Raw genomic sequence first — 23329 nt, 5'->3', positions numbered from 1 at the left:
ATGCAGGGGATCATCTTAAAGGCCCTCAGCGGCTTTTACTACGTGGACCGCGGGGACGGCGTGCCGGTCGCCTGCCGGGCCCGGGGTAAATTTCGGCATCAAAAGCTGAATCCTCTGGTCGGAGACCGGGTGGATTATACCCTCCTGGCGGACGGCGCCGGGGTGCTGGACGGCATCCTGCCCCGGAAGAATGAATTCCAGCGCCCGGCGGTCGCCAACATCGATCAGCTGGTGGTCATCGCATCCGGTGCGGTTCCGGTTACCGACCCCTTTCTCATCGACCGGGTCGTCTCACTCGCGGAGGGGCGGGACTGCCAATGCGTCGTCTGTATCAACAAATACGATCTGGACACGGCGCAGGCGCTCTACGAAACCTATCAGAAGGCGGGCTTTCCAACGCTGCGGGTGAGCGCTGAAACCGGGGTGGGAATCGCAGAATTGGCCGGACGGATTGCCGGAAAGGTGTCTGCCTTCACGGGGAATTCCGGAGTTGGGAAATCCAGTATCCTCAACGCGCTGGAGCCGGGGTTCCATCTGCAGACCGGCCAGGTTTCCGACAAACTGGGCCGCGGCCGGCATACCACCCGCCATGTGGAGCTGTTTCGTCTGAAAAACGGGGCCATCGTAGCGGATACGCCGGGTTTTTCCTCTTTCGACACCGACCGGATGGAGCTGCGGCGGCCGGAGGAGCTGCAATATACCTTTCGGGAGTTTGCGCCCTACCTGAATCGCTGCCGCTTTACCGGATGCGCCCATATCAAGGAGAAGGGCTGCGCGGTCCTGCAGGCGGTGGCGGATGGCGCGATCGCGCCCAGCCGCCATGCCAGTTATGTCCGGCTGTATGAACAGGCAAAGGAAGTGCCCGAATGGGAATTGAAATGACGCAGGCCCTGATCTTCGGCTCCGCCCCCTGCGGGGATCCTGCCGGTTTGCGCCCGTATCTCGAGCGTGGAGCATGGACGGTCTTCTGTGCCGACGGGGGGGTTCGGAATGCCAGAGCCGCCGGCCTGCAGCCGGATTTTCTCATCGGCGACTGGGATTCCGGCGGCGCTCCGGAGGAGGGGATACCCTGTATCAGCCTGCCCGTTGAGAAGGATAAGACCGATCTGCAGGCCGCCGCGGAGCAGGCCATGTCCATGGGTTGCCGGGAGCTGCTGCTGTGCGGCTGCACCGGCGGGCGGCTGGACCATACCGCATCCAATCTGGCGCTGCTGGAGTGGATCGCCCGGCGGGGCGGTCGGGCCATGATCGTGGACGAGGACAATGAGGCGCGCTATCTGGACAGCGAAGCCCTCTTGCTGGACAATGTACCGCCTTACCGGTATCTCTCCCTTGTCCCGCTGGATCGGAGCATTACGGGCGTGACGCTTCGGAACGTAAAATATCCCCTTGAAGACGCCGTGTTGACCCGCGGCGACACCTTTTCCGTCAGCAACGAGCCCGGAGGACCGCGGCAGGAGATCGTGATCGGTTCCGGTCGTGTGCTGCTTCTGCGCAGCGTCCGGTTGGACAGGCTGTCCGGCGCGTAAAAATCAATGCGGCATTGGAACCAACGGCCGCCTCCCGCGTATACTGGTTATGAGACCAGTTATGGAAGGGAGGCGGCCGTTTTGACGCAGCTGCTGAACAAGAAGACGCTGTATACCGCGGTCCTCTGCCTTGGCGGCGCGGCCGTTCTGCTCCATCCGGCCAGCCTGTTCACGCTGGGCCTGGGCGCCGTTCTGGGCTGTCGGGGCAAGGACTGGATCAAACGATTTTGGGATGACAGGGAGGCTATGCTATGAAGATCGTGGTGGTCAAATCCCCCAAGGCGCTGCGCGGCATTTTGAAGACCCTTTTTGGACTGCGCTGAGAAAAGGACAGACATAGTTGGCCGACCTTGTACATATAGTTCTGTAGCATGAAAAAGGGCCGCAGGGCCCGTACAAGGAGTGGAACGCTATGGAGCTGGAACTTGACCGGACCCAACTGAGCGGCTATGAAGCCGTACTGGATACCACCGTTTTCCACGAAGAGACCCTGGAGATGATCGTACCGGACGCCTGTCCGGATATCCTTCGGATCTGCGATACCGAGGGGAAAGTCTTCCTGAAGAGCAAGGAGGCCCAGGAGGGCAGGGTGGAGGTCTCCGGCACAGTGCGCGCCGCCATTCTCTATCTGCCGGACGGGGAGGAGGGGATGCGCCGGGTGGAAGCGACCCTCTCCTTTACCAGTACGGCGGACAGTGCGGCCGTCGGCCCTCAGTGCAGCGTGGTGGCCGTCCCCTGGGTGGAGATGGCCGAGACCCGAAGTCTCAATCCGCGCAAGGTGTTGGTGCGGGTCAATCTCGCAGTGCACGTTCAGGCCTATGCCGCCATGACGGAAAACATCTGCGCAGGCGTGCTGGCCCCGGAGGAGACCGGGGTGGAACAGCTGGCGGAACGCTGTGATACCTGCGTGGTGGCATGCGTACAGGAAAAGCCCTTTACATTTGCGGACGACGTGGCGATTCCCGGAAGCAAACCGGAGGCGGAAGAGCTGCTCAAGCACCGCGTTGCCCTGCGGTGCAGCGAGGCCAAGGTCATCGGCAGCAAGCTCATTTTCAAGGGCGAGGCCCAGCTTCAGGTGCTCTACCGTACTGTGGAGGGCGCGCTCTGCTCCGTGGAATACGAACTGCCGTTCTCTCAGATCATGGAGGTCAGCGGCGCAGGAGAGGAGTCCACCTGCCAGGTACAGGTGCTGCTGACCGGCGCTGAATGCAGCCTGGAGTCGGGCGACCGCCGCTCCATCTGTGTGGCCCTTGGCCTGTTGGCGCAGGCAGTCGTGCGGGAGGAACGGTCTCTGGAAGTGCTTACCGACGTGTACTCCACTGCCTACGATCTTCATCCGGAGGTACGGGTTTACAGTATGCCGCGCCTGTTGGATTGCGGCGTAAAGGAGCAGACCGTCCGGGAGATCCTGGAGACGGGAATGCTGGCCAAGGAAGTCTTTGACGCTTACGTCTGTGTTGGGGCCGTATCTCAAAACCGTGAGGGAGCGCGTCTGACGCTCAGCAGCCAGATCAATGTAACGGTGCTCTACCTGACGGAGGAGGGAAGCCGGGTCTCGGTCACAAGACCGATCCAGGCTTCCTGCACGTTGGACCTGCCTGAGGGAGCAGTATGCTCGGCGCGGTGTTCCTGCCCGTCCCCCGTGTTTGCCACGCCCACCACCGGCGGGATCGAGGTCCGTTTTCCGGTGGACTTCCAATATGTGGCCCTGGAGATTCGCCGCACGGCAGGGGTCGCGGCCATCCGCATGGACGAGACCGCCCGCCGGGATACCTCGGGCCAGCCCTCTATCGTACTGCGCATGGTCGGCCCGGGAGAGCGGCTCTGGGATCTGGCCAAGGCTTACGGTACTACACAGCAGGATATCATGCAGGCCAATGCCCTTGCAGAGGAAAACGCACCGAACGGTCAATTGCTGCTCATTCCACGAAAGCGGTAACAGCCTCAGGGGACGGCGTATTGCGCCGTCCCCTGAGGCTGTCCCGCGGAACTCAACCGGCTAGGTTCTCATAACAATCGTGAAAGGCGGATAAAAAGCTCTGAATTTCCTGGGCGGTGGTCAAATGACTCAGGCTGATCCGCCAAGCGCTGAGCGCACGTTTGCGGTCGCCGCTGAGGGCAAAGACCGCTCGGGAGGGAGCGCCGTCTTCCGAGCACGCCGATTGGACGGATACGCAGAAGCCGCGTTCATCCAGAGCGCGCTGAAACGCCGTGCCCTTGACTCCCGCTATGCTGAGATTCAGAATGTGAGGAACCGCCGTTTCCGGACTGTTAATCTGTACGTTGGGATAAGCGGAAAGGGCGCTTCGTAGGATCGTATTCCAGCGGCGGACGAGACCGGTACGTTCTTGCAGACCGGCCAGGGCGAGGCGCAGCGCGGCCTCCGCTGCACCGGCCAGTGCCAAAGCCGGCGTGCCGCTGCGGTAAGCCGTCATGCTGCCACCGCCGTGGATCAGCGGCATCAGTGGTATCCGCCTGCGTTTGAGGAGAATACCGCTTCCATTCAGACCATAAAACTTGTGGGGGGCAAAACTCATTGTGTCCGCACAGGAAAAGGACAGGTCCGTCCGGCCCACCGCTTGGGTGGCATCCACGTGGAAACGGCAGTTCGGATAGTTCTGAAGATGCGCCGCGATCGCTTCTATGGGCTGCTGAATACCAAGCTCGCTGTCCACGGCGCAGACGCTGACTAAAACGGTGTCGACCCGGAGCAGGGCGTCCAGATGAGCCAGATCAACGGTGCCGTCGCTGCGAAGGTTCAGCAAATCGACCGTGTAGCCTTGTGTGCGGAGAAATTCCAGGCAACCGTTGATCGATGCGTGCTCCAACGGCGTAGAAATCACATGCCTGCCAGCCGTTCCAGCGGCCTGTACAAGTCCCTTGACCGCCGTATTGTTGGCTTCGCTGGCGCCAGAGGTATACAGGATCTCAGACGGATGTACCCCCAGCAGGCTGGCAATGGAATCGGTAATGCGGGCCAGCTCTGCCCGTGCGGCCCGGCCCGCACGGTGAGAGGCGTTGGGATTTCCGACCCATTCATGCTCCAGCTGGCAGAAACGCTCCAGCACCGCCGGGTCCACCGGGGTATTTGCCGCATAGTCCAAGTAGATCACAGGGAAATCGCCTCCCGGATGGTCCCGCCGCCCAGTACTAGGTCGCCACGGTACAGAACCGCCGACTGCCCCGGAGTGACGGCCCGCTGGGGCGTATCAAACTCCAGCCGTGCCCAGGTTTCAGATGCCGCGGTAACGGTTGCCCATTGCTCCGCCTGACGGTATCGGATCTTTGCCTGGACCCGGAACGGCACGGACGGCGGGTCGATAATCCAGTTCATATCTTCCGCCAAGAGTCCGCGCGCGTAGAGGGCTGATTCGGGCCCGACGGTAACGGTATTGCACCGCATGCATTTGCCGCAGACATAGACCGGCGCGCCCATGGCCAGCCCAAGTCCCCGGCGCTGCCCCAGCGTATACCGTACCGCGCCATGATGGCGGCCTACTGTACGACCAGCCTGATCCAAAAGGTCGCCGTCCGGATACCGTATTCCAGTGTACTGTTCCAAAAAATGCGCATAATCGCCGTCCGGCACAAAGCAGATATCCTGGCTGTCATGCTTTCGGGCGTTGACGAAGCCAAGCCGCTCCGCAAGGGCCCGGACCTGCTCCTTTTGCAGCTCGCCCAGGGGGAACTGTGTATGGGCCAGCTGTTCCTGCGTCATTCTGTAGAGCACGTAGCTTTGATCTTTATGCGTATCCGCGGCTTTTTTGAGCAGATACCGGCCGGTCGACCGGTCATAAACGATACGGGCATAATGGCCGGTCGCCAGATAGACCAGACCTTCCTGCCGTGCGATATGCAGGAGCCGGTCAAATTTCAGATAGCGGTTGCAGTCAATGCAGGGATTCGGGGTGTCGCCACGCTCATAACCTTGGACAAACCGCTGGATGACCTGCTCCCGGAATTCTGCAGTAAGATCCAGCACCCTATGGGGGATATCCAATTGAAACGCCACTTCCGCTGCGTCTTCTATATCCTGCTGGGCACAGCAGGAATGGAAGCGCGGAAGGCCGATATCCTCATTGCGATACAGACGCATGGTTGCCCCTGCGCAATGGCGGCCCTGCTCCAACAGAAGGTAAGCCGCAACCGAGCTGTCCACCCCGCCGCTCATGGCGATGAGGACGCCTGCACCCGGTTCCATTGGCGTCGTCACTCCTTCCAAAAATAAACCAATTGATTTTGTGGGTTTTATGATAGCACAGGTATACACCGCAGTCAATGATCGAATGTACCAACGCAGGGCAACCATTTTTTCTATTTTTATTTCATATTGAGCCGATGGGTTTGGTTGACACACCGCAGCTGCGCAGGTTATAATAACAGCAAAGCAGAAGATCGGCCCGTCTTCCGTCGAACGAAGGCGGGCTTTTTTGCAACCGAAAGCGTACGGAAGGGAGGCGCGCGGCAGTGCTGAACGTGGAGGAAGCCCTGCGCTATTTGGGCGTGCGGGGCCCTGTACCGGACGGGCTGCGCGGTCAGGCGGAGGACGTGGCGGCGCAGCTGACGGCCCGGATCACGCCCAGGTTTGTCTACCGGGTGTTTCCGCTGCTGCGGGAAGGAGAAAGGCTTTCCCTGTCCGGGACGGGGATCGTCTTGCCGGGGCGGACGGCCGGGACGCTTCTGGCGCAATGCGACCAGGCCGTTTTGCTGGCCTGTACCCTGGGCAGCGGATTTGACGCCATGCTGCGCGCCGAGCAGGCCAGAGATATGGCGCGGGCGGTCCTTCTGGACGCCTGCGGCAGCGCCTGGGTCGAGTCCGGATGCGACGCGGCGGAAGCGCAGCTGCAGCGGCGTCTGCCCGGCCGCTATCGGACGGACCGCTTCAGCCCCGGCTATGGGGACCTGCCGCTGCAGGTGCAGCCGCAGGTCTGCGCCGCGCTGGACGCCGGGCGCCGGCTGGGACTGTCGGTCACGGAGAGCCTGCTGCTCAACCCGGCCAAATCGGTGACGGCGGTGATCGGCCTGTCCGACACGCCCCAGCGCGCCCGCATCCGGGGGTGCGCCTATTGTTCCATGCGGGAGAGCTGTACGCTGCGCAAGGGAGGAAACCACTGTGGAAGCTGAATTTTGGAAAAACGGGATCCTTCTGCTGGACGGCGCTATGGGCACCGTGCTCCAGCAGAAGGGGCTGCCCCCCGGCGGCCAGCCGGAGCTGCTCAACCGGAGCGCGCCGGAATGGATCGCTTCGGTCAGCCGGGAATACGCCCTGGCGGGCAGCCAGGTGGTCTACGCCAATACCTTCGGGGCAAACCGCCGGAAGCTGGCTCACACCGGTCACAGCGTACAGGAGATCGTCACGGCGGGGGTGACCCTGGCCAAGCAGGCCGTTGCTGGAACGCCGGCCCGGGTCGCCCTGGACATGGGGCCGCTGGGAGAGCTGCTGGAACCCATGGGAAGCCTCCGTTTTGAGGAGGCCTATGCGCTGTTTGGGGAAATGGCGCGCTGCGGCGCGGCGGCGGGGGCCGATCTGGTCGCGATCGAGACGATGACCGACCTCTATGAGGCCAAGGCCGCCCTGCTGGCCGTGAAGGAGCAGACCGATCTGCCGGTCTTTGTCACGATGTCCTTTGACGAGGGAGGGCGGACCTTCACCGGCTGCACCATCCCCTCGATGGCGCGTACGCTGGAGGGCCTCGGAGCCGACGCCATCGGCCTGAACTGCTCGCTGGGACCGGACCAGCTGCTGCCGCTGCTGCGTCAGCTGTGCCGGCACACCCGCCTGCCCGTCATCGCAAAGCCCAATGCGGGGCTTCCCGACCCGGTGGACGGACATTACCACATGGCCCCCGAGGCGTTTGCGGCGGCGCTGCTGCGCGGCCTGGAGGCCGGCGTGACCATTTTTGGAGGCTGCTGCGGCACGTCGCCGGAGTATATCCGCCGGCTGCGCGCCGCCTTGGCGGACAAGCACCCCGTTCCCCGGCGCTATGCGGGAAAGGCGTTCGTCTGCACCCCCACCCGGCCCCTCCGGCTGGACGGAGTACGCGTCATCGGAGAGCGCATCAATCCCACCGGAAAAAAGCGCTTTCAGCAGGCCCTGCTGGAGGAGGACCTGGACTATATCCTGGATGTGGCGGTGCAGCAGGAGGACGCCGGAGCCGATATCCTGGACGTGAATGTCGGCTACCCCGGCGTGGACGAAGTCGATATGCTGCCCCGGGTCGTCCGAAAATTGCAGAGCGCCGTGGCCCTGCCGCTTCAGCTGGATTCTTCCAATCCGGACGCGCTGGAGGCCGGCCTTCGGGTCTACAACGGCAAGGCGGCGGTCAACTCGGTGAACGGCGACCCCGAGGTGCTCGCCAGAATCCTGCCCATTGTGAAAAAATACGGCGCCAGCGTGGTGGGGCTCACGCTGGATGAGCACGGGCTTCCCCAGACGGCCCGGGCGCGCCTGGACATCGCCCGGCGTATTCTGGACGCGGTGCTGTCGTACGATATCCCGAGAGAAGATCTTTGGATCGACTGCCTGACCCTCACGGTCTCCGCCCAGCAATCCCAGGCGACGGAGACCCTGCGCGCGGTGCGCGCGGTACGGGAGGAGCTGGGGCTTGCGACCGTTCTGGGCGTGTCCAATATCTCCTTTGGCCTGCCGAACCGTGCGTTGATCACCCAAAGCTTTCTGATCCAGGCGCTGAATATGGGCCTGACGCTGCCCATCCTCAACCCCAATCAACGGGAAATGATGGATGCGGTAGCGGCTTTTCGGGTCCTCTCCGGCGAGGACAGGGCGTGCCGGGACTATGTGGAGCGCTTTGCCGGTACGGTCTCAGCAGCCCCGGCTGCCGCGCCGGGCGCCGGGCTGGAGTTGGAGGAGGCCGTGATGCGGGGGCTGCGCACCGAGGCGGGTCAGCTGGCCCGGCAGGCCCTGCAGCAGGGAAGGGAGAGCGAGCTGTCCCTGGTGGAGCGCCAGCTGATCCCGGCCCTGGACAAGGTGGGGGAGGGGTATGAGCGGGGCAGGGTGTTTCTGCCTCAGCTGCTGAGCGCGGCCCAGGCGGCGCAGGCCGTCTTTGAGGCCGTGCGCGCCTCCCTTGCCGCCAGGGGCGGCGAGCCGGTGCGAAAGGGCCGGCTGGTGGTGGCCACGGTCAAGGGGGATATCCATGACATCGGCAAGAACATCGTGAAAACGATGTTAGAAAACTATGGATACGAAGTCATTGACCAGGGCAGAGACGTGCCGCCGGAAGCAATTCTGGAGACGGTACAGGCCCGGGCGGTCCGTCTGGTGGGACTGTCGGCGCTGATGACCACCACGCTGCCCGCCATGGAGGAGACCATCCGGCTGCTCCACAGCCTGCCGGAGCCGCCGGTCATCTGGGTAGGCGGCGCGGTTGTTACGCCGGAGCATGCCCGGCGGATGGGGGCGGACTACTACGCGGGAGACGCCCGGGCGTCGGTGGAGATCGCGAGGAAGGTGTTGGGATGACATGGGAGTCAAAGCGTATTTGAAGCAGGGTAAGCCCCTGCTGTTCGACGGAGCAATGGGCACCTATTTTGCCGCCCGGCCCGGCCGGGCGGCGGAGCGGTGCGAGCTGGCCAATCTGGAGCACCCGGAGGAGGTATCCGCCATCCACCGTGCGTATCTGGAGGCTGGGTGCCGGGCGATCAAGACCAATACGTTTTCCGTAGGCGTGGACCTGGCGCAGGGGAAGCACGCTTTGGCCCGTCAGATCATCGCGGAGGGAGCCCGGCTGGCCCGGGAGGCGGCAGAGCCCTTCGGCGCCTTCGTTTTTGCCGACCTGGGCCCGGCGCCCCAGGACAAGGAACACAGCCCGGCGGAGCTCTACTGCCTTCAACTTGATCTCTTTCTGGAACAGGGACTGACCTGTTTTCTGGCAGAGACGCTGCCGACAGACGACGGAATACCGGAACTGGCCCGGTATCTGAAACGCCGCTGCCCGGACGCGTTTCTCCTGGTATCCTTTGCCGTTGGGGCCGACGGAGTCACCCGGGAGGGCGCGCTGGGCCGGGAGCTGTTCCGCCGTACGGCCGCCCTTACGGAGGTGGATGCGGCAGGCTTCAACTGCATCTCCGGCCCGCTCCATTTGCTGCGGTACATCGAGGGGCTGGAGCGCGGGGATACGCTTCTCTCCGTGATGCCCAACGCCGGATATCCCACCGTGGTGGGCCGCCGGACGCTTTACAAGGGCACGCCGGATTACTTTTCCCGGCGGATGGTCCAGATCGTGGGCGCGGGGGCGTCCATTGTGGGCGGCTGCTGCGGCACTACGCCGGAACACATTGCCTGCGCCGCCCGGGCGCTGGAAGGGACCAGCATACGCTGTCCCGCCGCCCCGGCCGAAAAGGCCCGCCTCCGGGTGGAGGCGGGCGATGTCAATCCTCTTTGGGAAAAGCTGCGCTCCGGTAAACGGGTGGTCGCCGTGGAGCTGGATCCACCGGCAGACGATGACCTCGCGCCGTTTTTGGAGGGGGTACGCACACTGCGGGAGGCCGGAGTGGACGCGGTGACCATCGCCGATTGCCCCGTGGGGCGTCCCCGGGCAGACAGCAGCCTTCTGGCCTGTAAGCTGAAACGGGAGCTGGGCGTGGAGCCGCTTCCCCACATGACGTGCCGGGACCGGAACCTGAACGCCACCAAGGCCCTGCTGCTGGGCCTGTCCATGGAGGGGGTCCACAACGTTCTGCTGATTACCGGAGACCCGATCCCATCCACCGACCGGGATGAGGTCAAAAGCGTATTCAACTTCAACTCCCGTAAGCTGGCCCGGTATGTCAGCGGCCTGAATGGAGAGAGCCTTTCCACCCCCTTCCAGATCTTTGCCGCGCTGAATCTGAACGCCCGGAATTTTTCGGTGCAGCTTCGGCTGGCGCAAGAGAAGGAGGAATGCGGCGTAGCCGGTTTTCTGACCCAGCCGGTACTGTCGCGGGAGGCGCTGGAACATCTTATACAGGCCCGGGCCGTGCTGAAAGGAAAGCTGCTGGGCGGTATCTTCCCGGTGGTCAGCCACCGCAACGCCTGCTTTCTGAACAATGAGATCTCAGGCATGTATGTTTGCGATGAGATCGTCTCGCAATACGTGGGCAAGGACCGGGCTGAGGCCGAGGAGCTGGCGCTGCGCATCTCCACCCGGATTGCCCGGGAAATCCAGCCCTATACCGACGGCATCTACCTGATGACGCCATTCCGCCGGGTCGAGCTGATCACGAAGATTCTGAAAGCGATTGGGTAATCATAACCACCGGCACGGCCGGTGGTTATGATTATGCGGGCAAAGTTCTGAAATACTAGCAGCGCCTATCCCTGTTGCATACGCTCTTTTGATTTTTCGTTTGCAGTTGCCAGACCGCAAACCTATTTTAAATCAAAAGGAGTTTTTGTCTTTATTCTGCTATAAGCTCTTACCCTCGGCACAGCCGAGGGGGTTCTTTGTACAAAAACGGCAGCCCCTCCCGCGTAGGAGGGGCTGCCGCCCGGTGTGCCGAAACCGCTCGGTACGCTTCTTGAAAAATACAGGTATCTTTCGGGGAGATCACTGATTACGAAAGGGCCGCAAAGGCCTGCTCCAGGTCAGCAATGATATCGTCTTTGTGCTCTGTACCGACGGACAGGCGGATGGTATTGGGCTTGATGCCCTGATCCAGCAGCTCCGCAGGAGAGAGCTGGGAATGGGTGGTGGTGGCCGGGTGGATGACCAGGCTCTTTACATCCGCCACATTGGCCAGCAGAGAAAAGAGCTCAAGATGGTCGATCCATTTGTGGGCTTCCGCCTGACCGCCCTTGATCTCAAACGTAAAGATGGAAGCGCCGCCGTGGGGGAAATACTTCTCATAAAGCGCGTGGTCGGGATGGTCGGGCAGCGAGGGGTGGTTGACATGCTCCACCAGGGGGTGCTTGGACAGATAGCCCACCACTGCCCTGGTATTCTCTGCGTGCCGGTCCAAGCGCAGCGAGAGGGTCTCCACGCCCTGGAGCAGCAGGAAAGCGTTGAAGGGGGAGAGGGTGGCCCCGGTGTCGCGCAGCAGGATGGCGCGGATGTAGGTGACAAAGGCGGCGGGACCTGCGGCATCCGTGAAGGAAACGCCATGGTAGCTGGGATTGGGAGCGGCGATAGGGGCATATTTTCCGTTGGCGGCCCAGTCAAACGTTCCGGAATCCACGATGATACCGCCTAACGTAGTGCCATGACCGCCGATGAATTTGGTGGCGGAGTGGACCACCAGGTCTGCGCCATGCTCAATGGGGCGGATCAGATAAGGCGTGCCGAAGGTATTGTCGATGACCAGGGGCAGGCCGTGCTTGTGGGCAAGGGCTGCAAGGGCGTCGATATCCGGAATATCGCTGTTGGGGTTCCCGAGGGTCTCCAGATAAATGGCTTTGGTATTCGCCTGAATGGCGCGCTCCACCTGCGCCAGGTCGTGGACGTCTACGAACGTAGCGGAGATGCCGTACTGGGGCAGGGTATGCGCCAGCAGGTTGTAGCTGCCGCCATAAATGGTCTTCTGCGCCACGATATGCTCTCCCGCCTGCGCAAGCGCCTGAATGGTATAGGCGATGGCCGCCGCACCGGAAGCCAGCGCCAGGGCGGCCACGCCGCCTTCCAGCGCCGCCAGACGCTTCTCCAGTACATCCTGCGTCGAGTTGGTCAGCCGGCCGTAGATGTTGCCGGGGTCCGCCAGCCCGAAACGGGCTGCCGCGTGAGCCGAGTTTTTGAACACGTAAGAGGTGGTCTGATAAATGGGCACCGCCCGGGCATCAGTGGCAGGATCGGGCTGCTCCTGGCCCACGTGAAGCTGGAGCGTCTCAAAATGATAAGGTTGCTTACGCATAAAGCGGCCTCTCTCTCTTTCTGTTTCTCATTTTTATGGCAGGGTCAGTCTGCAAACAGGGGGGTGGAAAGGTAGCGGTCGCCGGTATCGGGCAATAGGGCGACGATGGTCTTACCCTTGTTCTCCGGACGGCGGGCCAGCTGGATCGCCGCCCATACGGCTGCGCCGGAGGAGATACCCACCAAAATCCCCTCCGCGCGGCCGATCTGACGGCCGGTGGAAAAGGCGTCGTCGTTCTCCACGGCGATGATCTCGTCATAGACGTTGGTATCCAGCACCGCAGGGACAAATCCGGCGCCAATTCCTTGGATCTTATGGCTTCCGGCGGTACCCTTACTCAGCACCGGGGAGGCCGCCGGCTCCACCGCTACGATCCGAACCGCCGGGTTCTGGCTTTTCAGGTATTCGCCCACGCCGGTGATGGTGCCGCCGGTGCCGACGCCGGATACAAAGAGGTCTATCGTCCCATCCGTATCCGCCCAGAGCTCCGGGCCGGTGGTAGCCTTATGCACAGCGGGATTGGCCGGGTTGACAAACTGACCGGGAATAAAGCTGTCTGGAATCTCCCGCGCCAGTTCGTCGGCCTTGGCGATCGCCCCCTTCATCCCCAGAGCGCCCTCGGTCAACACCAGCTCGGCGCCATAGGCGCGCATCAGCTGGCGGCGCTCTATGCTCATGGTCTCCGGCATGACGATGAGGATGCGGTAGCCCCGGGCCGCCGCTACGGAGGCAAGGCCGATCCCGGTATTGCCCGATGTGGGTTCGATGATGACGGAACCGGGCTTCAAAAGCCCCTTTTGCTCCGCATCGTCGATCATGGCTTTGGCAATGCGGTCCTTGACGGAACCTGCGGGGTTAAAATACTCCAGCTTGGCCAGGATACGGGCCTCCAGGCCAAGGTCCCGTTCGATGTGAGTCAGCTCCAGCAGGGGGGTCTTGCCAATCAGTTGGTCTGCACGGGAATAGATTTTGCTCATATTTAATACCTACTTTCATACTAGGTTTATATGAATAATATACCTTGTCATCGACCTTGTCAATCCTTCTGCCACATTTTCTCTATCCGCCCATTGAAAACCTATTAAACCTATTGTATAATTGGTTAAACCAACGAAAGTGAGGATGTCCTCAATGATGATCTCGACCAAAGGCCGTTATGCGCTGCGGGTCATGATCGACCTGGCAGAACATCAAGCGGACGGCTATATTCCTTTAAAGGTGATCGCGGAGCGGCAGGATATCTCTGAAAAGTATCTGGAGAGCATTTTGAAAGCGCTGGTACGGGAAAAGATACTGACCGGTCTGCGTGGGAAGGGGGGAGGCTACCGTCTGGCCAAGCCGCCGGAGCGCTGTACCGTTGGCAGCATCCTGCGCCTGACCGAGGGAAGTCTCGCTCCGGTTGCCTGCCTGGAGGATGACGCATACCAGTGCCCCCGCATGGCGGACTGCCGCACGCTGCCCATGTGGCGAAAGCTGGATGCCATGATCCGTACGTTTTTCGACGGCATCACCATTGCGGACCTCATGGTATCAGGCCGACCGGGCAACGAATATATTATATGATGGGACAGCCTGGACGGAACCGACACAAAAAAGCCCCTCAGAGTACGCGCCTTCGGGCGCGTACTCTGAGGGGCTTTTTTGAAAAATGGAGCGGGTGCTGCCGTTATCTTTTTTCAGCCTGCAGTGCTTTTGCCCAAACGGCGTTTTCAAGCGGCTAAGCGGTCGTTTTTGCGCCCTGAAAAAGCGGGACCCGGAGAATCCCGGGCCCCGCTTCAGGTCACTTGAATTGTCCGACCAGGTCTGCCATGGAATAGAGACCGGGGGCGTCAATGCCGGCCAGGAAACGCGCCGCCTTCACCGCGCCGGAGGCAAAGACCTCGCGGCTCAGCGCGGAGTGACGCAATTCGATGACCTCGTCCCGCCCGGCAAAAAGGACCTCGTGATCCCCCACAATACCGCCGCCCCGTACGGAGGAGATCCCGATCTCGTGGGCCTGACGGGCCCTGCGGATGCTCTGGCGCTCATAGACGTACTCCGGCGTATCGGAAAGCCCATCCGCCGCCGCTTCCGCCAGCATCAGAGCCGTACCGCTGGGCGCATCCAATTTTTTGTTGTGATGGCGCTCCACGATCTCCACGTCATAGCGCTCGCCCAACACCGCCGCCGCCCTGCGCACCAGGTCCAAAAGCACGTTTACCCCAAACGACATGTTGGCGGAACGGAAAATGGGGATCTGCCGTGCGGCCGCGTCAATCGCGGACAGCTGCTCCGGAAGATATCCGGTGGTGCACAGTACCAGAGGTATCCGGCGGCTCCTTGCAAAGTGCAGCAGCGCGTTCAGCGCCGCCGGTGAGGAAAAATCCACGACCACATCGGCCTCGCCCCGGAAGTCGGCCGGGGAGGCGAAGACCGGAAACTCCCGCTCCCCCGCCCCAAGAAGGTCAAAGCCTGCGACGATCTCAACATCCGGTTCGGCGGTGCAGATCGCCTCCACCGCCCGGCCCATCCGGCCGTTACAGCCGGAAATGATCAGCCTTACCATGTTCCACATCCCTCCCGCGTCAAGAAAGGATCCCGGCGCTTATCATGGCCTGGCGCAGCGTTTCCAGATGCCCGTTGGACATATCGCACAGGGGCAGCCGCAAAGAGCCCACATCATAGCCGGCCAAATTCATAGCGGCCTTGATGGGGATGGGGTTGACTTCGAGGAAGAGCGCGTCGATAAAATCCATATACCGCAGCTGAAGCGCGCTGGCTTCCCCGAATCTGCCTTCCAGGCAGAGGTGGGTCATTTGGATCATGATCTCCGGCGCGATATTTGCCACCACGGAAATGACGCCCTTGGCGCCCAGACTCATCATGGGCACCACCTGATCGTCGTTGCCGGACCAGACGTAAAAATCGTCGCCGCAGATTGAGCGGGTGTGCGCCAGCAGGGAAAAGTTTCCGCTGGCTTCCTTGACGCCGTTGATCTTGGGATGCTGGGAGAGAACCTGATAGGTCTCCGCCGTGAAGGAAACGCCGGTCCGGGAGGGGACGTTATAGAGGATGATGGGCAGCTCCACCCGGTCGGCTATGTATTCATAATGCTTGATGAGACCAGTTTGAGACGCCTTGTTGTAATAGGGAGTCACATGCAGCAGAGCGTCGGCCCCGGAGTCCTGAGCGTGCTGGGACAGGTAAACGGCAGCGGATGTATCGTTGCTTCCCGCGCCGGCGATGACCTTGACCCGATGATTGACCCGCTTGACACAGTATTCCACGGCGGCAATATGCTCCCGAATGGAAAGGGTGGCGCACTCGCCGGTGGTGCCGCAGACGCAGATAGCGTCCAGGCCGCGTGCGATCTGCTCGTCGATCAGTCTGCCGAACCGATCGTAATTGACAGCGCCGCTCTGGTCAAATGGGGTCACAATGGCGGAGCAGGCTCCGGTAAAAACAGGTTCTCTCATGATAGGGGGTTACCTCCTTAGAATGTACCCCTCCGCGCACAGCAGTTCGGCCAGCAGGACGGCTCCGCCCGCTGCGCCGCGCAGGGTATTGTGGGAAAGACAGACAAACTTATAATCGTACTGGGTGTCGGGCCGCAGACGGCCCACGGATACGGCCATGCCCCCCTCCAGCGCGCGGTCGAGACGGGTCTGGGGGCGGTCTGGCTCCTCAAAATAATGCAGGAACTGTTTGGGCGCGGTGGGCAGGGCCAGCTCCTGGGCGCGGCCCTTGAAATTTGCCCAACTGTCTTTGATCTCCTCCGGGGAAGGGGTGTTTTGGAAGGTGGCGAAAACAGCGGCCATATGGCCGTTGGAGACGGGGACGCGCAGGCACTGCGCGGTGATGGCGGGCGACGCGGCGTTGACGATCACGCCGTTTTCCACCTTGCCCCAGAGCTTCAGCGGTTCACGCTCGCTCTTCTCCTCTTCGCCGCCGATGTAGGGGATGACATTATCCACCATTTCCGGCCAGGTCTGGAAGGTCTTGCCCGCACCGGAGATGGCCTGGTAGGTGCAGACGAGCACCTTTTCCAGACCAAAGCCGCGCAGGGGGTGCAGTGCGGGGACATAGCTCTGGAGGGAGCAGTTGGACTTGACGGCAATGAACCCGCGCTCCACCCCCAGTCGCTTTCGTTGGGCCTCTATGACCTGAATGTGTTCCGGATTGATCTCCGGCACCACCATGGGCACGTCGCTGGTCCAGCGGTGGGCGGAATTATTGGAGACCACGGGGCACTCATGGCGGGCATACGCTTCCTCCAGCGCCTGAATCTCCTCTTTCTTCATGTCCACGGCGGAGAAGACGAAATCCACTTGGGCGGCGATCCGTTCCACATCCTCGGCGGCATTCATGACGACGAGGTTTTTCGCCTCCTCAGGCATTGGGGTATCCATGGCCCAGCGGGTACCGATGGCTTCCTCATAGGTCTTGCCGGCCGAACGGCCGCTGGCCGCGATAACGGCGAGCTGGAACCAGGGGTGGTTTTCCAAAAGGGTCACAAACCGCTGACCGACCATACCGGTACCGCCAATGACGCCGACCTTGTACTTTTCCATAATCAATGACCTCCATCGTTCATGATGTATCCTATTCCATTGCCGGCTCGTTTGAGACCGGCAAAACCGGATCGAAGCAAAAAATAAATCAGCAGTTTACAGAACTGCTGATTTTGTACTATAATGTCAAAGACGATTTGCCTTTGACAAGATACCCCAAAAGCAGACAGCGCTCCACCGCGGCGCGCGGCGACAGTCGGACGGCTCTTCGCCGGGCGACCAGGAGCGGGGCTTCCGTGGACCGGGCTCCTTCGGCGGCGTCCCCTTTCGCAGCGGTTCCAGGGGCCACCGGAGCCCTCCCCGCGCTACTGTTGAACAGCCGCGACCTCTGTTATGCTAATAACGCCTATGGAATTGAAATTTTAAAAATTGTACCACAATTCGAAGAATCGTGTCAACAAAACCGGGATGTGAGAATTGACAAATGAAGCAAGGGAAATGTTTGAAATTTATACAACTTGCAGCCGCCCTCCTGATGGTTTCCCAATGGATGGGTGCAGCGCCTGCCCAGGCGGCCTCGGTACAGGTGAATCCGACCATCCGGGTGGGGCTCTTTTACGGCGGCAGCGCCCTGCCAGGGGCAAATCTGCTCAACGAAGTGGGTTCCGGGTACCGCTTCGGCTATTTTGACGGCAGCCTGCGCTTTGTTCCGCTGGGCAGCACGGCGAAAACTGCGATCTCCATGGTAAAGGATCAGACCGTGTATTACGGCACTGTGGGCGGCTGGGCTGGATATTACGACTCCATTTCTTCCGGCATTGCCGTGGGGGGCTATCATCTCCAGCTTCCGGAGCGCTATGCGGACTTCCAGTCGGCGTCTGCGGCGGCCTGCCGGTATGCCGGCGCCTTCCCGGCATGGATCGACGGAGCCTATTACGTCAGGCTCGGCGCCTACCTGGACAGCGCCTCGGCACAGAACGCACAGGCCGCGGTGCCCGGAGCGTCGGTGACGGCCCCGTCGGGCACGGGCGTTTCGGTGGTGGAGACGGGGACCGGAACGATCCTGTTCCAGTTCGACAGTGCCGACGGATGGGCCCTGGCGGTCCAGCCCGGTCTGGATGATACGGTCAAGACCCGGACTATTTTCCGGGGAAATACCTATTACGGCGCGTTCCAGTACCGGCGCAGCGGCGGCAATCTGTCGGTGAGCAACGTGCTTCCCATGGAGGATTATGTGCAAGGGGTCATTTTGTCCGAGATGAGCGCCTCCTGGCCCTTGGAGGCACTGAAGGCCCAGGCGGTATGCGCCCGGACTTACAGCTATGCCAAGCTGCTGGATCAGCGGCACAGCTCCGACGGCTTCGATATCTGCAACACGGTCCACTGTCAGGCTTACAGGGGGATCGCCGGCATGAGCGACGCCAGCCGCCAGGCGGTGGAGGCCACTTATGGCCAATATATCTGGTATAACGGCGGCTTGACCGAGCCAGTCTATTTTTCCTGCGATGGCGGAGCTACGGAAGACGCGGGGAACATCTGGTATGAGGACACGCCCTATTTGAAAGGGAAGACGGATCCCTATGAGGCCGCTGTATCCGATAAAATTGAACGCTACAGCTGGAGTGTGACCTATACCCGCCAGGAGCTGACTGATCTGCTCAACGGCAAGGGTTACGCCAATTCCGGCATCGTGGACGTTCAGGTCACAAAAACGTCGCCCACGGGGAATGTACTGGCAATTACCTTTACCGATTCGGCGGGAAAAAGCTTCACGAAGACGAAGGAAGACTGCCGGACATTTCTGGGACTGCGTTCCCAGCGCTACAGCATTTCGGGCGGAAGCGGAGGTTACGCGGTGAACGGGGAGGGGACGCTGCCCTCTGTGAGCGGCGTATACGCGGTGGACGGAAGCGGAACGGTATCCCAGCTGCCCTCCGGCCAACCCTATGTCATCGGCGGCGACGCCGCGGTGAAGCAGTTGGCCCCATCCGCCGCTTCGGGGGGCGATACCTTTACCATCGCCGGAACCGGCTGGGGCCATCACGTGGGTATGAGCCAATGGGGCGCGTATTCTATGGCACAGCAGGGCTATACTTATTGGGATATCCTGCAATTCTACTATACCGGAATCGAGGTGCGCCAGCCATAAAGACCGCTGATTTTGATTTTTACCTGCCGGAGGAACTGATTGCACAAACTCCGCTGGAGCGCCGGGATGCCTCCCGGCTCCTGGTGCTGGATAAGAACACGGGGGCGCGGCGGCATATGCATTTTTACGATTTGCCCGCCCTCTTGCGCCCGGGCGACTGCTTGGTGCTCAACGACTCCCGGGTCCTGCCCGCACGGCTTGTCGGCCACCGCGTGCCCGGCGGCGGCGCAGCGGAGGTGCTGCTGCTCATCGACCGGGGCGACAAGGTGTGGGAGTGCCTGGTCCGGCCGGGACGCAGGCTCAAGCCCGGCGCGCGCATTTCCTTCGGAGACGGCGCCCTCACCGCTGAGGTGCTGGAAGTCTGCGAGGGCGGCAACCGCCTGGTGCGCTTTGACTATGAGGGTATTTTTTTGGAAAAGCTGGAGCAGCTGGGCAAGATGCCCCTGCCGCCCTATATCAAGCAGGAGCTGGAGGACCCGGAGCGCTATCAGACGGTCTACTCCCGGGCGGTGGGCTCCGCCGCCGCGCCGACGGCGGGACTGCACTTTACCCGTGCGCTGCTGGAACAGGTGCGCGAAATGGGCGTAAAGGTATGCTACGTTACACTTCATGTGGGCCTGGGGACCTTCCGTCCGGTGAAAGAAGACGAGATCACCGACCATGAGATGCACGCGGAGTACTGCATGATTCCGGCTGAGACGGCCGAGACCATCAACCGCACGAAGCAGACCGGCGGACGGGTCATCTGTGTGGGCACCACTTCCTGCCGCACCATTGAGAGCTGGGCTTCGGAGGACGGCACGCTTCGGGAGAGCGCCGGATGGACCAATATTTTCATCTACCCGGGGTATCGCTTTAAGGCGTTGGACGGTCTGATTACCAACTTCCATCTGCCGGAGTCCACCCTCATCATGCTGGTCTCCGCACTGGCGGGACGGGAGCAGGTGCTGGCGGCATACCAGGAAGCGGTGGAACAGCGCTATCGCTTTTTCTCCTTCGGGGATGCGATGTTCATCACAGACCTTATCCCAAGGGACGATCAGCCGGACTGACGCCGTGCGGCACATTGGGGGAGATGCGGAGGAAGGAGGAGACGGTATGCACGCAGACCGGAGCGACCGGCGCACGCGGTATACACAGATGGTCCTGAAAAAGAGCCTGATCGAGTGGATGGAGCAAAAGCCGCTTGCAAAGATTACCATCAAAGAGCTCTGTGAGCGGGCGGACATCAACCGCTGTACCTTTTATGCCCATTACCGGGATCAATACGATCTGCTGCAGCAGATCGAGGACGAGATCATCTCCGAGATCCGGGAGCGGCTGTCCGCCTTCGATTTTCGCGCCGATATCGGCGAGGCCTTTCAAGTCGTGGAGCAGATTTTTCAGTATATCGCGGATAACCGCGACTTCTGCAGCCTGCTGCTGAGCGAGAAGGGCGATTTCAGCTTTCAAAAGCGGGTCACGGCTCTGTTTCAGGAGCAGTATGCCCAGCAATGGCAGGCGTCCCGCTCCACCGACCCGGAGACCGTGGAATATTTGTACCGTTATGTCATCACCGGCAGCATCGGCATCCTGCAGAATTGGCTGAAAAGCGGCATGCGCAAGTCGCCGGGTGAAATGGCGGGACTTTTGCTGCGGCTGACCAATCAGGGCCTGGCCGCTTTTTCCTGACGGTCCGCTCAAGGCAGGCGAATCGGAATGGAATCATTGACCCGTTTGCCCAATCTCGGCCCGGTGTTGGCGGAGCATCTTCACAGAATCGGCGTAGATACCCCGGAACCGCTGCGGGGCATGGGCAGCCGGGCGGCCCGGATACAGATCCGCGCCCAGGCGGACCCCAACGCCTGCCTGCACCAGCTGACGGCCCTGGAAGGGGCGATCCGGGGCGTACGCAAGAAGGAGCTGCCCGATACCTGCAGGACCGAGCTGCGTACCTTTTATCAAAGCCTGAAATAAAGGAGCGTTTGCGTGTTTAAACTCATCCAGACCGAAGGCCGTGCCCGGCGCGGCGAATTTACCTGTGCCCATGGCACGGTACAGACCCCGGTGTTCATGAATGTGGGAACCCAAGGCGCGATTAAGGGAGCTCTCTCCGCCCACGATCTGCGGGAGATCGGCTGCCAGGTGGAGCTGTCCAATACCTATCACCTGCACCTGCGCCCCGGAGACGACGTGGTGCGCGCGCTGGGCGGGCTGCACCGGTTCATGGACTGGGACGGCCCGATCCTCACCGATTCCGGAGGCTTCCAGGTCTTTTCTCTGGCTGGACTGCGGAAGATCCGGGAGGAGGGCGTCACCTTTGCCTCGCATATCGACGGGCGGCGGATCTTTATGGGGCCGGAGGAGTCCATGCGGATCCAGTCCAACCTCGGCAGCGACATTGCCATGGCTTTTGACGAATGCGTGGAAAATCCGGCCACCTATGAATATGCCAAGGCCTCCTGTGAACGCACGCTGCGGTGGCTGGAGCGGTGCAAAGCAGAGCATGACCGGCTCAACGCCCTTCCGGAGACGGTGAATCCGGGACAGATGCTCTTCGGCATCAATCAGGGGGCGACCTTTCCGGACTTGCGCATCTGGCACATGCAGCAAACCGCAAAGATCGACTGTGAGGGCTACGCCATCGGCGGTCTGGCGGTGGGAGAGCCGGCACAGGTCATGTACGATATCATCGACGTGATAGAGCCCTATATGCCCGTGGACAAGCCGCGCTATCTTATGGGCGTGGGCACCCCTTCCAACATCATTGAGGGCGTGGCGCGGGGCGTGGACTTCTTCGACTGTGTCATGCCTGCCCGCAACGCCCGACACGCCAAGCTTTTTACCTGGTCGGGCGCCATGAACATCAAGAATGAAAAATACAAGCTGGACGAGCGGCCCATCGACCCGGACTGCGCCTGCCCAGTGTGCCGCTCCTTTTCGCGCGCCTATCTGCGCCACCTCTTCGCGGCAGGGGAGATGCTTGCCATGCGCCTTGCGGTACTGCATAACCTGTATTTTTACAACGCCCTGGCCGGACGGATCCGGCAGGCCCTGGATGAGGGCTGTTTTGCGGACTTCCGGGCGGAATATTCCCCCAAATTGGCCGGACGCCTGTGAAGAATCTGTGAATCCTGCGAAAAAGGCTTGTCAAATCCTGCATTTCGTTTTATAATAGCTTTTACGTGATGAAGAGGTTCATCCAAGTATTTATCGGAGGGGATTGTTTTGCTGACACAGGTAACGAGTGCGATGCTGACGCAGGAGGGCGGCACCGGAAGCATGCTGAGTATGATCCTGCCCTTTGTCCTGCTGATCGCAGTCTTTTATTTCCTGCTGATCCGGCCCGAGAACAAAAAGAAGAAAGCGGCTGCCAAGATGCGCTCCGAACTGGCGGTGGGGGATGAGATCACCACCATCGGGGGAATCGTCGGCACCATCTGCGCAGTCAAGGAGGACACCATCGTCATTGAGACCGGCGCCGACCGCGTGCGCATGGAATTCACCAAGTGGGCGATTTCCACCAAGGGCACCCAGGCCACGGAAAACGGCGCGGGCGAGACCAAGGATTCCAAGGACAAGAAGTAATACGAAACGCCCTCCCGGCATATGTTCCAGTAGGAACGTGGCAAGGGAGGGTGTTTTTATGCGGAAAACAGAGGAGGATCAGGCCGCGAAGCTGCTGCGCTACGGGGTCGGGATCGTTTTGGGTGGGGCCGCGGCGCTGGCGGTATGCCTTTTGTTCCTGCTGGCTGCCTCGGTGCTCATCTCACGGGGGCTTTTGGCGGACGGTCTTACTTATCAGCTGAGTATCGTCGGCTGTGTGGTGGGGGCGTTCGCAGGCGGAATGCTGGCGGTTCGCCGCTGCGGCAGGCGTACGCTGATCGTAGGGCTGTGTACCGGAGCGGTGCTTTTTCTGCTGTTGCTTACGGTTGGCGTGCTGTTCTTTGAGACCATGTCGGTGGAGCAGGGCGGGATCGGACTGCTGTGCGGCGGTCTGTGCGGCGGCGCGGCCGCTGGGCTGCTGGGCGGCGGAAAGCGGAGCGGTGGAAAGAAAAAGCGCAGAAAATAATTGAAATCGGGCCGCGGCTATGCTATAATCCTCCTAAACCATTTGTTATGGGAGGGAAACCAGAATGAAGCATGTGAAGACGCTCAACGGCGCGACTCTGAAAAACAGCGCCGCCCACGGCGGCTGCGGCGAGTGCCAGACCTCCTGCCAGTCCGCCTGTAAGACCTCTTGCACCGTGGCAAACCAGAAGTGCGAGAATAAGTAAGAACCGCTGATTGGAGAGGGTGGGGTTTCCCACCCTTTTTCCATGGAATGCGCCAAGTGAGGA

At 61.2% G+C, this 23329-nt stretch carries 23 protein-coding genes and 1 riboswitch; of the genes, 16 read left to right on the top strand and 7 right to left on the bottom strand.

Annotation, left to right across the window (positions count from 1 at the left end):
- From rsgA to H8S57_RS02610, 4 genes are all read left to right on the top strand, one after another.
- The gene (gene rsgA, locus H8S57_RS02625) at window positions 1-882 is read left to right on the top strand and encodes a ribosome small subunit-dependent GTPase A (RefSeq protein ID WP_186906512.1); all 882 of its coding nucleotides are present in this window, start codon (window positions 1-3) and stop codon (window positions 880-882) included.
- Complete coding sequence (locus tag H8S57_RS02620) at window positions 867-1529, top strand: thiamine diphosphokinase (RefSeq protein ID WP_186906511.1); 663 nt, start codon at window positions 867-869, stop codon at window positions 1527-1529. The genes rsgA and H8S57_RS02620 overlap by 16 nt, the downstream gene beginning before the upstream one ends.
- Before the next feature lie 81 nt (window positions 1530-1610).
- Window positions 1611-1784: a hypothetical protein gene (locus H8S57_RS02615; RefSeq protein WP_186906510.1), complete on the top strand. Its 174-nt coding sequence runs from the start codon at window positions 1611-1613 to the stop codon at window positions 1782-1784.
- A 157-nt stretch (window positions 1785-1941) separates the two neighbouring features.
- Window positions 1942-3468 (top strand): DUF3794 and LysM peptidoglycan-binding domain-containing protein, encoded by a 1527-nt coding sequence (locus H8S57_RS02610; RefSeq protein ID WP_186906509.1) that lies wholly within the window; start codon window positions 1942-1944, stop codon window positions 3466-3468.
- Between the two features lie 52 nt (window positions 3469-3520).
- Here the strand turns inward: H8S57_RS02610 and H8S57_RS02605 are convergent, their stop codons facing one another.
- Both H8S57_RS02605 and mnmA read right to left on the bottom strand, forming a co-directional pair.
- Entirely contained in the window at window positions 3521-4642 is a 1122-nt protein-coding gene (locus H8S57_RS02605; RefSeq protein WP_186906508.1) for a cysteine desulfurase family protein, read from the bottom strand.
- Window positions 4639-5730 carry a tRNA 2-thiouridine(34) synthase MnmA gene (gene mnmA / locus H8S57_RS02600; protein ID WP_243204652.1) on the bottom strand — a complete coding sequence of 364 codons (1092 nt, stop codon included), beginning with the start codon at window positions 5728-5730 and terminating at the stop codon, window positions 4639-4641. The genes H8S57_RS02605 and mnmA overlap by 4 nt, the downstream gene beginning before the upstream one ends.
- A gap of 266 nt (window positions 5731-5996) precedes the next feature.
- Between mnmA and H8S57_RS02595 the strand changes: the two genes are divergently transcribed.
- Genes H8S57_RS02595 through H8S57_RS02585 form a run of 3 tightly spaced genes read left to right on the top strand, consistent with a single transcriptional unit; the run spans window position 5997 to window position 10774 of the window.
- Entirely contained in the window at window positions 5997-6653 is a 657-nt protein-coding gene (locus H8S57_RS02595; RefSeq protein ID WP_186906507.1) for a vitamin B12 dependent-methionine synthase activation domain-containing protein, read from the top strand.
- Window positions 6643-9009, top strand: coding sequence for a homocysteine S-methyltransferase family protein (locus H8S57_RS02590; RefSeq protein WP_186906506.1), 2367 nt, complete (start codon window positions 6643-6645; stop codon window positions 9007-9009). The genes H8S57_RS02595 and H8S57_RS02590 overlap by 11 nt, the downstream gene beginning before the upstream one ends.
- A 1-nt stretch (window position 9010) precedes the next feature.
- Window positions 9011-10774, top strand: a complete 1764-nt coding sequence (locus tag H8S57_RS02585) for a bifunctional homocysteine S-methyltransferase/methylenetetrahydrofolate reductase (RefSeq protein WP_186906505.1) — start codon at window positions 9011-9013, stop codon at window positions 10772-10774.
- 307 nt (window positions 10775-11081) lie between these two features.
- Here H8S57_RS02585 and H8S57_RS02580 read toward each other — a convergent pair whose 3' ends face one another.
- Together H8S57_RS02580 and cysK are read right to left on the bottom strand one after the other, a co-directional pair.
- Complete coding sequence (locus H8S57_RS02580) at window positions 11082-12371, bottom strand: O-acetylhomoserine aminocarboxypropyltransferase/cysteine synthase family protein (RefSeq protein WP_186906504.1); 1290 nt, start codon at window positions 12369-12371, stop codon at window positions 11082-11084.
- A gap of 44 nt (window positions 12372-12415) precedes the next feature.
- Window positions 12416-13348 carry a cysteine synthase A gene (gene cysK, locus H8S57_RS02575; RefSeq protein ID WP_186906503.1) on the bottom strand — a complete coding sequence of 311 codons (933 nt, stop codon included), beginning with the start codon at window positions 13346-13348 and terminating at the stop codon, window positions 12416-12418.
- Between the two features lie 154 nt (window positions 13349-13502).
- Between cysK and H8S57_RS02570 the strand changes: the two genes are divergently transcribed.
- Window positions 13503-13934, top strand: coding sequence for an RrF2 family transcriptional regulator (locus H8S57_RS02570; protein WP_186906502.1), 432 nt, complete (start codon window positions 13503-13505; stop codon window positions 13932-13934).
- A 217-nt stretch (window positions 13935-14151) separates the two neighbouring features.
- Here the strand turns inward: H8S57_RS02570 and dapB are convergent, their stop codons facing one another.
- Genes dapB through asd form a run of 3 tightly spaced genes read right to left on the bottom strand, consistent with a single transcriptional unit; the run spans window position 14152 to window position 16921 of the window.
- Window positions 14152-14916 (bottom strand): 4-hydroxy-tetrahydrodipicolinate reductase, encoded by a 765-nt coding sequence (dapB, locus tag H8S57_RS02565; RefSeq protein ID WP_186906501.1) that lies wholly within the window; start codon window positions 14914-14916, stop codon window positions 14152-14154.
- Window positions 14917-14935: 19 nt separating this feature from the next.
- A complete protein-coding gene (gene dapA, locus H8S57_RS02560) occupies window positions 14936-15826 on the bottom strand; it encodes a 4-hydroxy-tetrahydrodipicolinate synthase (RefSeq protein WP_186906500.1) in 891 nt (296 codons plus the stop codon).
- A gap of 9 nt (window positions 15827-15835) precedes the next feature.
- On the bottom strand, window positions 15836-16921 hold the full coding sequence (asd, locus tag H8S57_RS02555) for an aspartate-semialdehyde dehydrogenase (protein WP_186906499.1): 1086 nt from the start codon (window positions 16919-16921) through the stop codon (window positions 15836-15838).
- A gap of 159 nt (window positions 16922-17080) precedes the next feature.
- Window positions 17081-17260, bottom strand: a riboswitch (Lysine riboswitch).
- Between the two features lie 136 nt (window positions 17261-17396).
- Here asd and H8S57_RS02545 point away from each other — a divergent pair.
- From H8S57_RS02545 to scfA, 8 genes are all read left to right on the top strand, one after another.
- A complete protein-coding gene (locus tag H8S57_RS02545; protein WP_243204651.1) occupies window positions 17397-19010 on the top strand; it encodes a SpoIID/LytB domain-containing protein in 1614 nt (537 codons plus the stop codon).
- Window positions 19007-20062 (top strand): tRNA preQ1(34) S-adenosylmethionine ribosyltransferase-isomerase QueA, encoded by a 1056-nt coding sequence (queA, locus tag H8S57_RS02540; RefSeq protein WP_186906602.1) that lies wholly within the window; start codon window positions 19007-19009, stop codon window positions 20060-20062. The genes H8S57_RS02545 and queA overlap by 4 nt, the downstream gene beginning before the upstream one ends.
- A gap of 46 nt (window positions 20063-20108) precedes the next feature.
- On the top strand, window positions 20109-20681 hold the full coding sequence (locus tag H8S57_RS02535; RefSeq protein ID WP_186906496.1) for a TetR/AcrR family transcriptional regulator: 573 nt from the start codon (window positions 20109-20111) through the stop codon (window positions 20679-20681).
- Window positions 20682-20708: 27 nt separating this feature from the next.
- Complete coding sequence (locus tag H8S57_RS02530; RefSeq protein WP_186906495.1) at window positions 20709-20966, top strand: TfoX/Sxy family DNA transformation protein; 258 nt, start codon at window positions 20709-20711, stop codon at window positions 20964-20966.
- A 12-nt stretch (window positions 20967-20978) separates the two neighbouring features.
- Window positions 20979-22109: a tRNA guanosine(34) transglycosylase Tgt gene (gene tgt / locus H8S57_RS02525; RefSeq protein WP_186906494.1), complete on the top strand. Its 1131-nt coding sequence runs from the start codon at window positions 20979-20981 to the stop codon at window positions 22107-22109.
- 171 nt (window positions 22110-22280) lie between these two features.
- Window positions 22281-22577, top strand: coding sequence for a preprotein translocase subunit YajC (gene yajC / locus H8S57_RS02520; protein ID WP_186906601.1), 297 nt, complete (start codon window positions 22281-22283; stop codon window positions 22575-22577).
- 58 nt (window positions 22578-22635) lie between these two features.
- The gene (locus tag H8S57_RS02515) at window positions 22636-23061 is read left to right on the top strand and encodes a TIGR04086 family membrane protein (RefSeq protein WP_186906493.1); all 426 of its coding nucleotides are present in this window, start codon (window positions 22636-22638) and stop codon (window positions 23059-23061) included.
- Window positions 23062-23125: 64 nt separating this feature from the next.
- Window positions 23126-23266: a six-cysteine ranthipeptide SCIFF gene (gene scfA, locus H8S57_RS02510; RefSeq protein WP_186906492.1), complete on the top strand. Its 141-nt coding sequence runs from the start codon at window positions 23126-23128 to the stop codon at window positions 23264-23266.
- Window positions 23267-23329 lie beyond the last annotated feature (63 nt).

This window comes from Lawsonibacter hominis, assembly GCF_014287895.1.
Lineage (GTDB): Bacteria > Bacillota > Clostridia > Oscillospirales > Oscillospiraceae > Lawsonibacter_A > Lawsonibacter_A hominis.
Note: the sequence above shows the minus strand (reverse complement) of the source record. Positions and strands in the feature narration are given on the sequence as shown.

What these genes read in the sequence shown, in the direction of transcription:
- H8S57_RS02580 (WP_186906504.1), bottom strand. Translation starts at nt 12,371, where the DNA reads ATGCGTAAGCAACCTTATCATTTTGAGACGCTCCAGCTTCACGTGGGC.
- asd (WP_186906499.1), bottom strand. Translation starts at nt 16,921, where the DNA reads ATGGAAAAGTACAAGGTCGGCGTCATTGGCGGTACCGGTATGGTCGGT.
- dapB (WP_186906501.1), bottom strand. Translation starts at nt 14,916, where the DNA reads ATGGTAAGGCTGATCATTTCCGGCTGTAACGGCCGGATGGGCCGGGCG.
- H8S57_RS02620 (WP_186906511.1), top strand. Translation starts at nt 867, where the DNA reads ATGGGAATTGAAATGACGCAGGCCCTGATCTTCGGCTCCGCCCCCTGC.
- H8S57_RS02515 (WP_186906493.1), top strand. Translation starts at nt 22,636, where the DNA reads ATGCGGAAAACAGAGGAGGATCAGGCCGCGAAGCTGCTGCGCTACGGG.
- rsgA (WP_186906512.1), top strand. Translation starts at nt 1, where the DNA reads ATGCAGGGGATCATCTTAAAGGCCCTCAGCGGCTTTTACTACGTGGAC.
- H8S57_RS02535 (WP_186906496.1), top strand. Translation starts at nt 20,109, where the DNA reads ATGCACGCAGACCGGAGCGACCGGCGCACGCGGTATACACAGATGGTC.
- H8S57_RS02545 (WP_243204651.1), top strand. Translation starts at nt 17,397, where the DNA reads ATGGTTTCCCAATGGATGGGTGCAGCGCCTGCCCAGGCGGCCTCGGTA.
- yajC (WP_186906601.1), top strand. Translation starts at nt 22,281, where the DNA reads ATGATCCTGCCCTTTGTCCTGCTGATCGCAGTCTTTTATTTCCTGCTG.
- mnmA (WP_243204652.1), bottom strand. Translation starts at nt 5,730, where the DNA reads ATGGAACCGGGTGCAGGCGTCCTCATCGCCATGAGCGGCGGGGTGGAC.
- H8S57_RS02585 (WP_186906505.1), top strand. Translation starts at nt 9,011, where the DNA reads ATGGGAGTCAAAGCGTATTTGAAGCAGGGTAAGCCCCTGCTGTTCGAC.
- H8S57_RS02570 (WP_186906502.1), top strand. Translation starts at nt 13,503, where the DNA reads ATGATGATCTCGACCAAAGGCCGTTATGCGCTGCGGGTCATGATCGAC.
- dapA (WP_186906500.1), bottom strand. Translation starts at nt 15,826, where the DNA reads ATGAGAGAACCTGTTTTTACCGGAGCCTGCTCCGCCATTGTGACCCCA.
- scfA (WP_186906492.1), top strand. Translation starts at nt 23,126, where the DNA reads ATGAAGCATGTGAAGACGCTCAACGGCGCGACTCTGAAAAACAGCGCC.
- H8S57_RS02530 (WP_186906495.1), top strand. Translation starts at nt 20,709, where the DNA reads ATGGAATCATTGACCCGTTTGCCCAATCTCGGCCCGGTGTTGGCGGAG.
- cysK (WP_186906503.1), bottom strand. Translation starts at nt 13,348, where the DNA reads ATGAGCAAAATCTATTCCCGTGCAGACCAACTGATTGGCAAGACCCCC.
- H8S57_RS02610 (WP_186906509.1), top strand. Translation starts at nt 1,942, where the DNA reads ATGGAGCTGGAACTTGACCGGACCCAACTGAGCGGCTATGAAGCCGTA.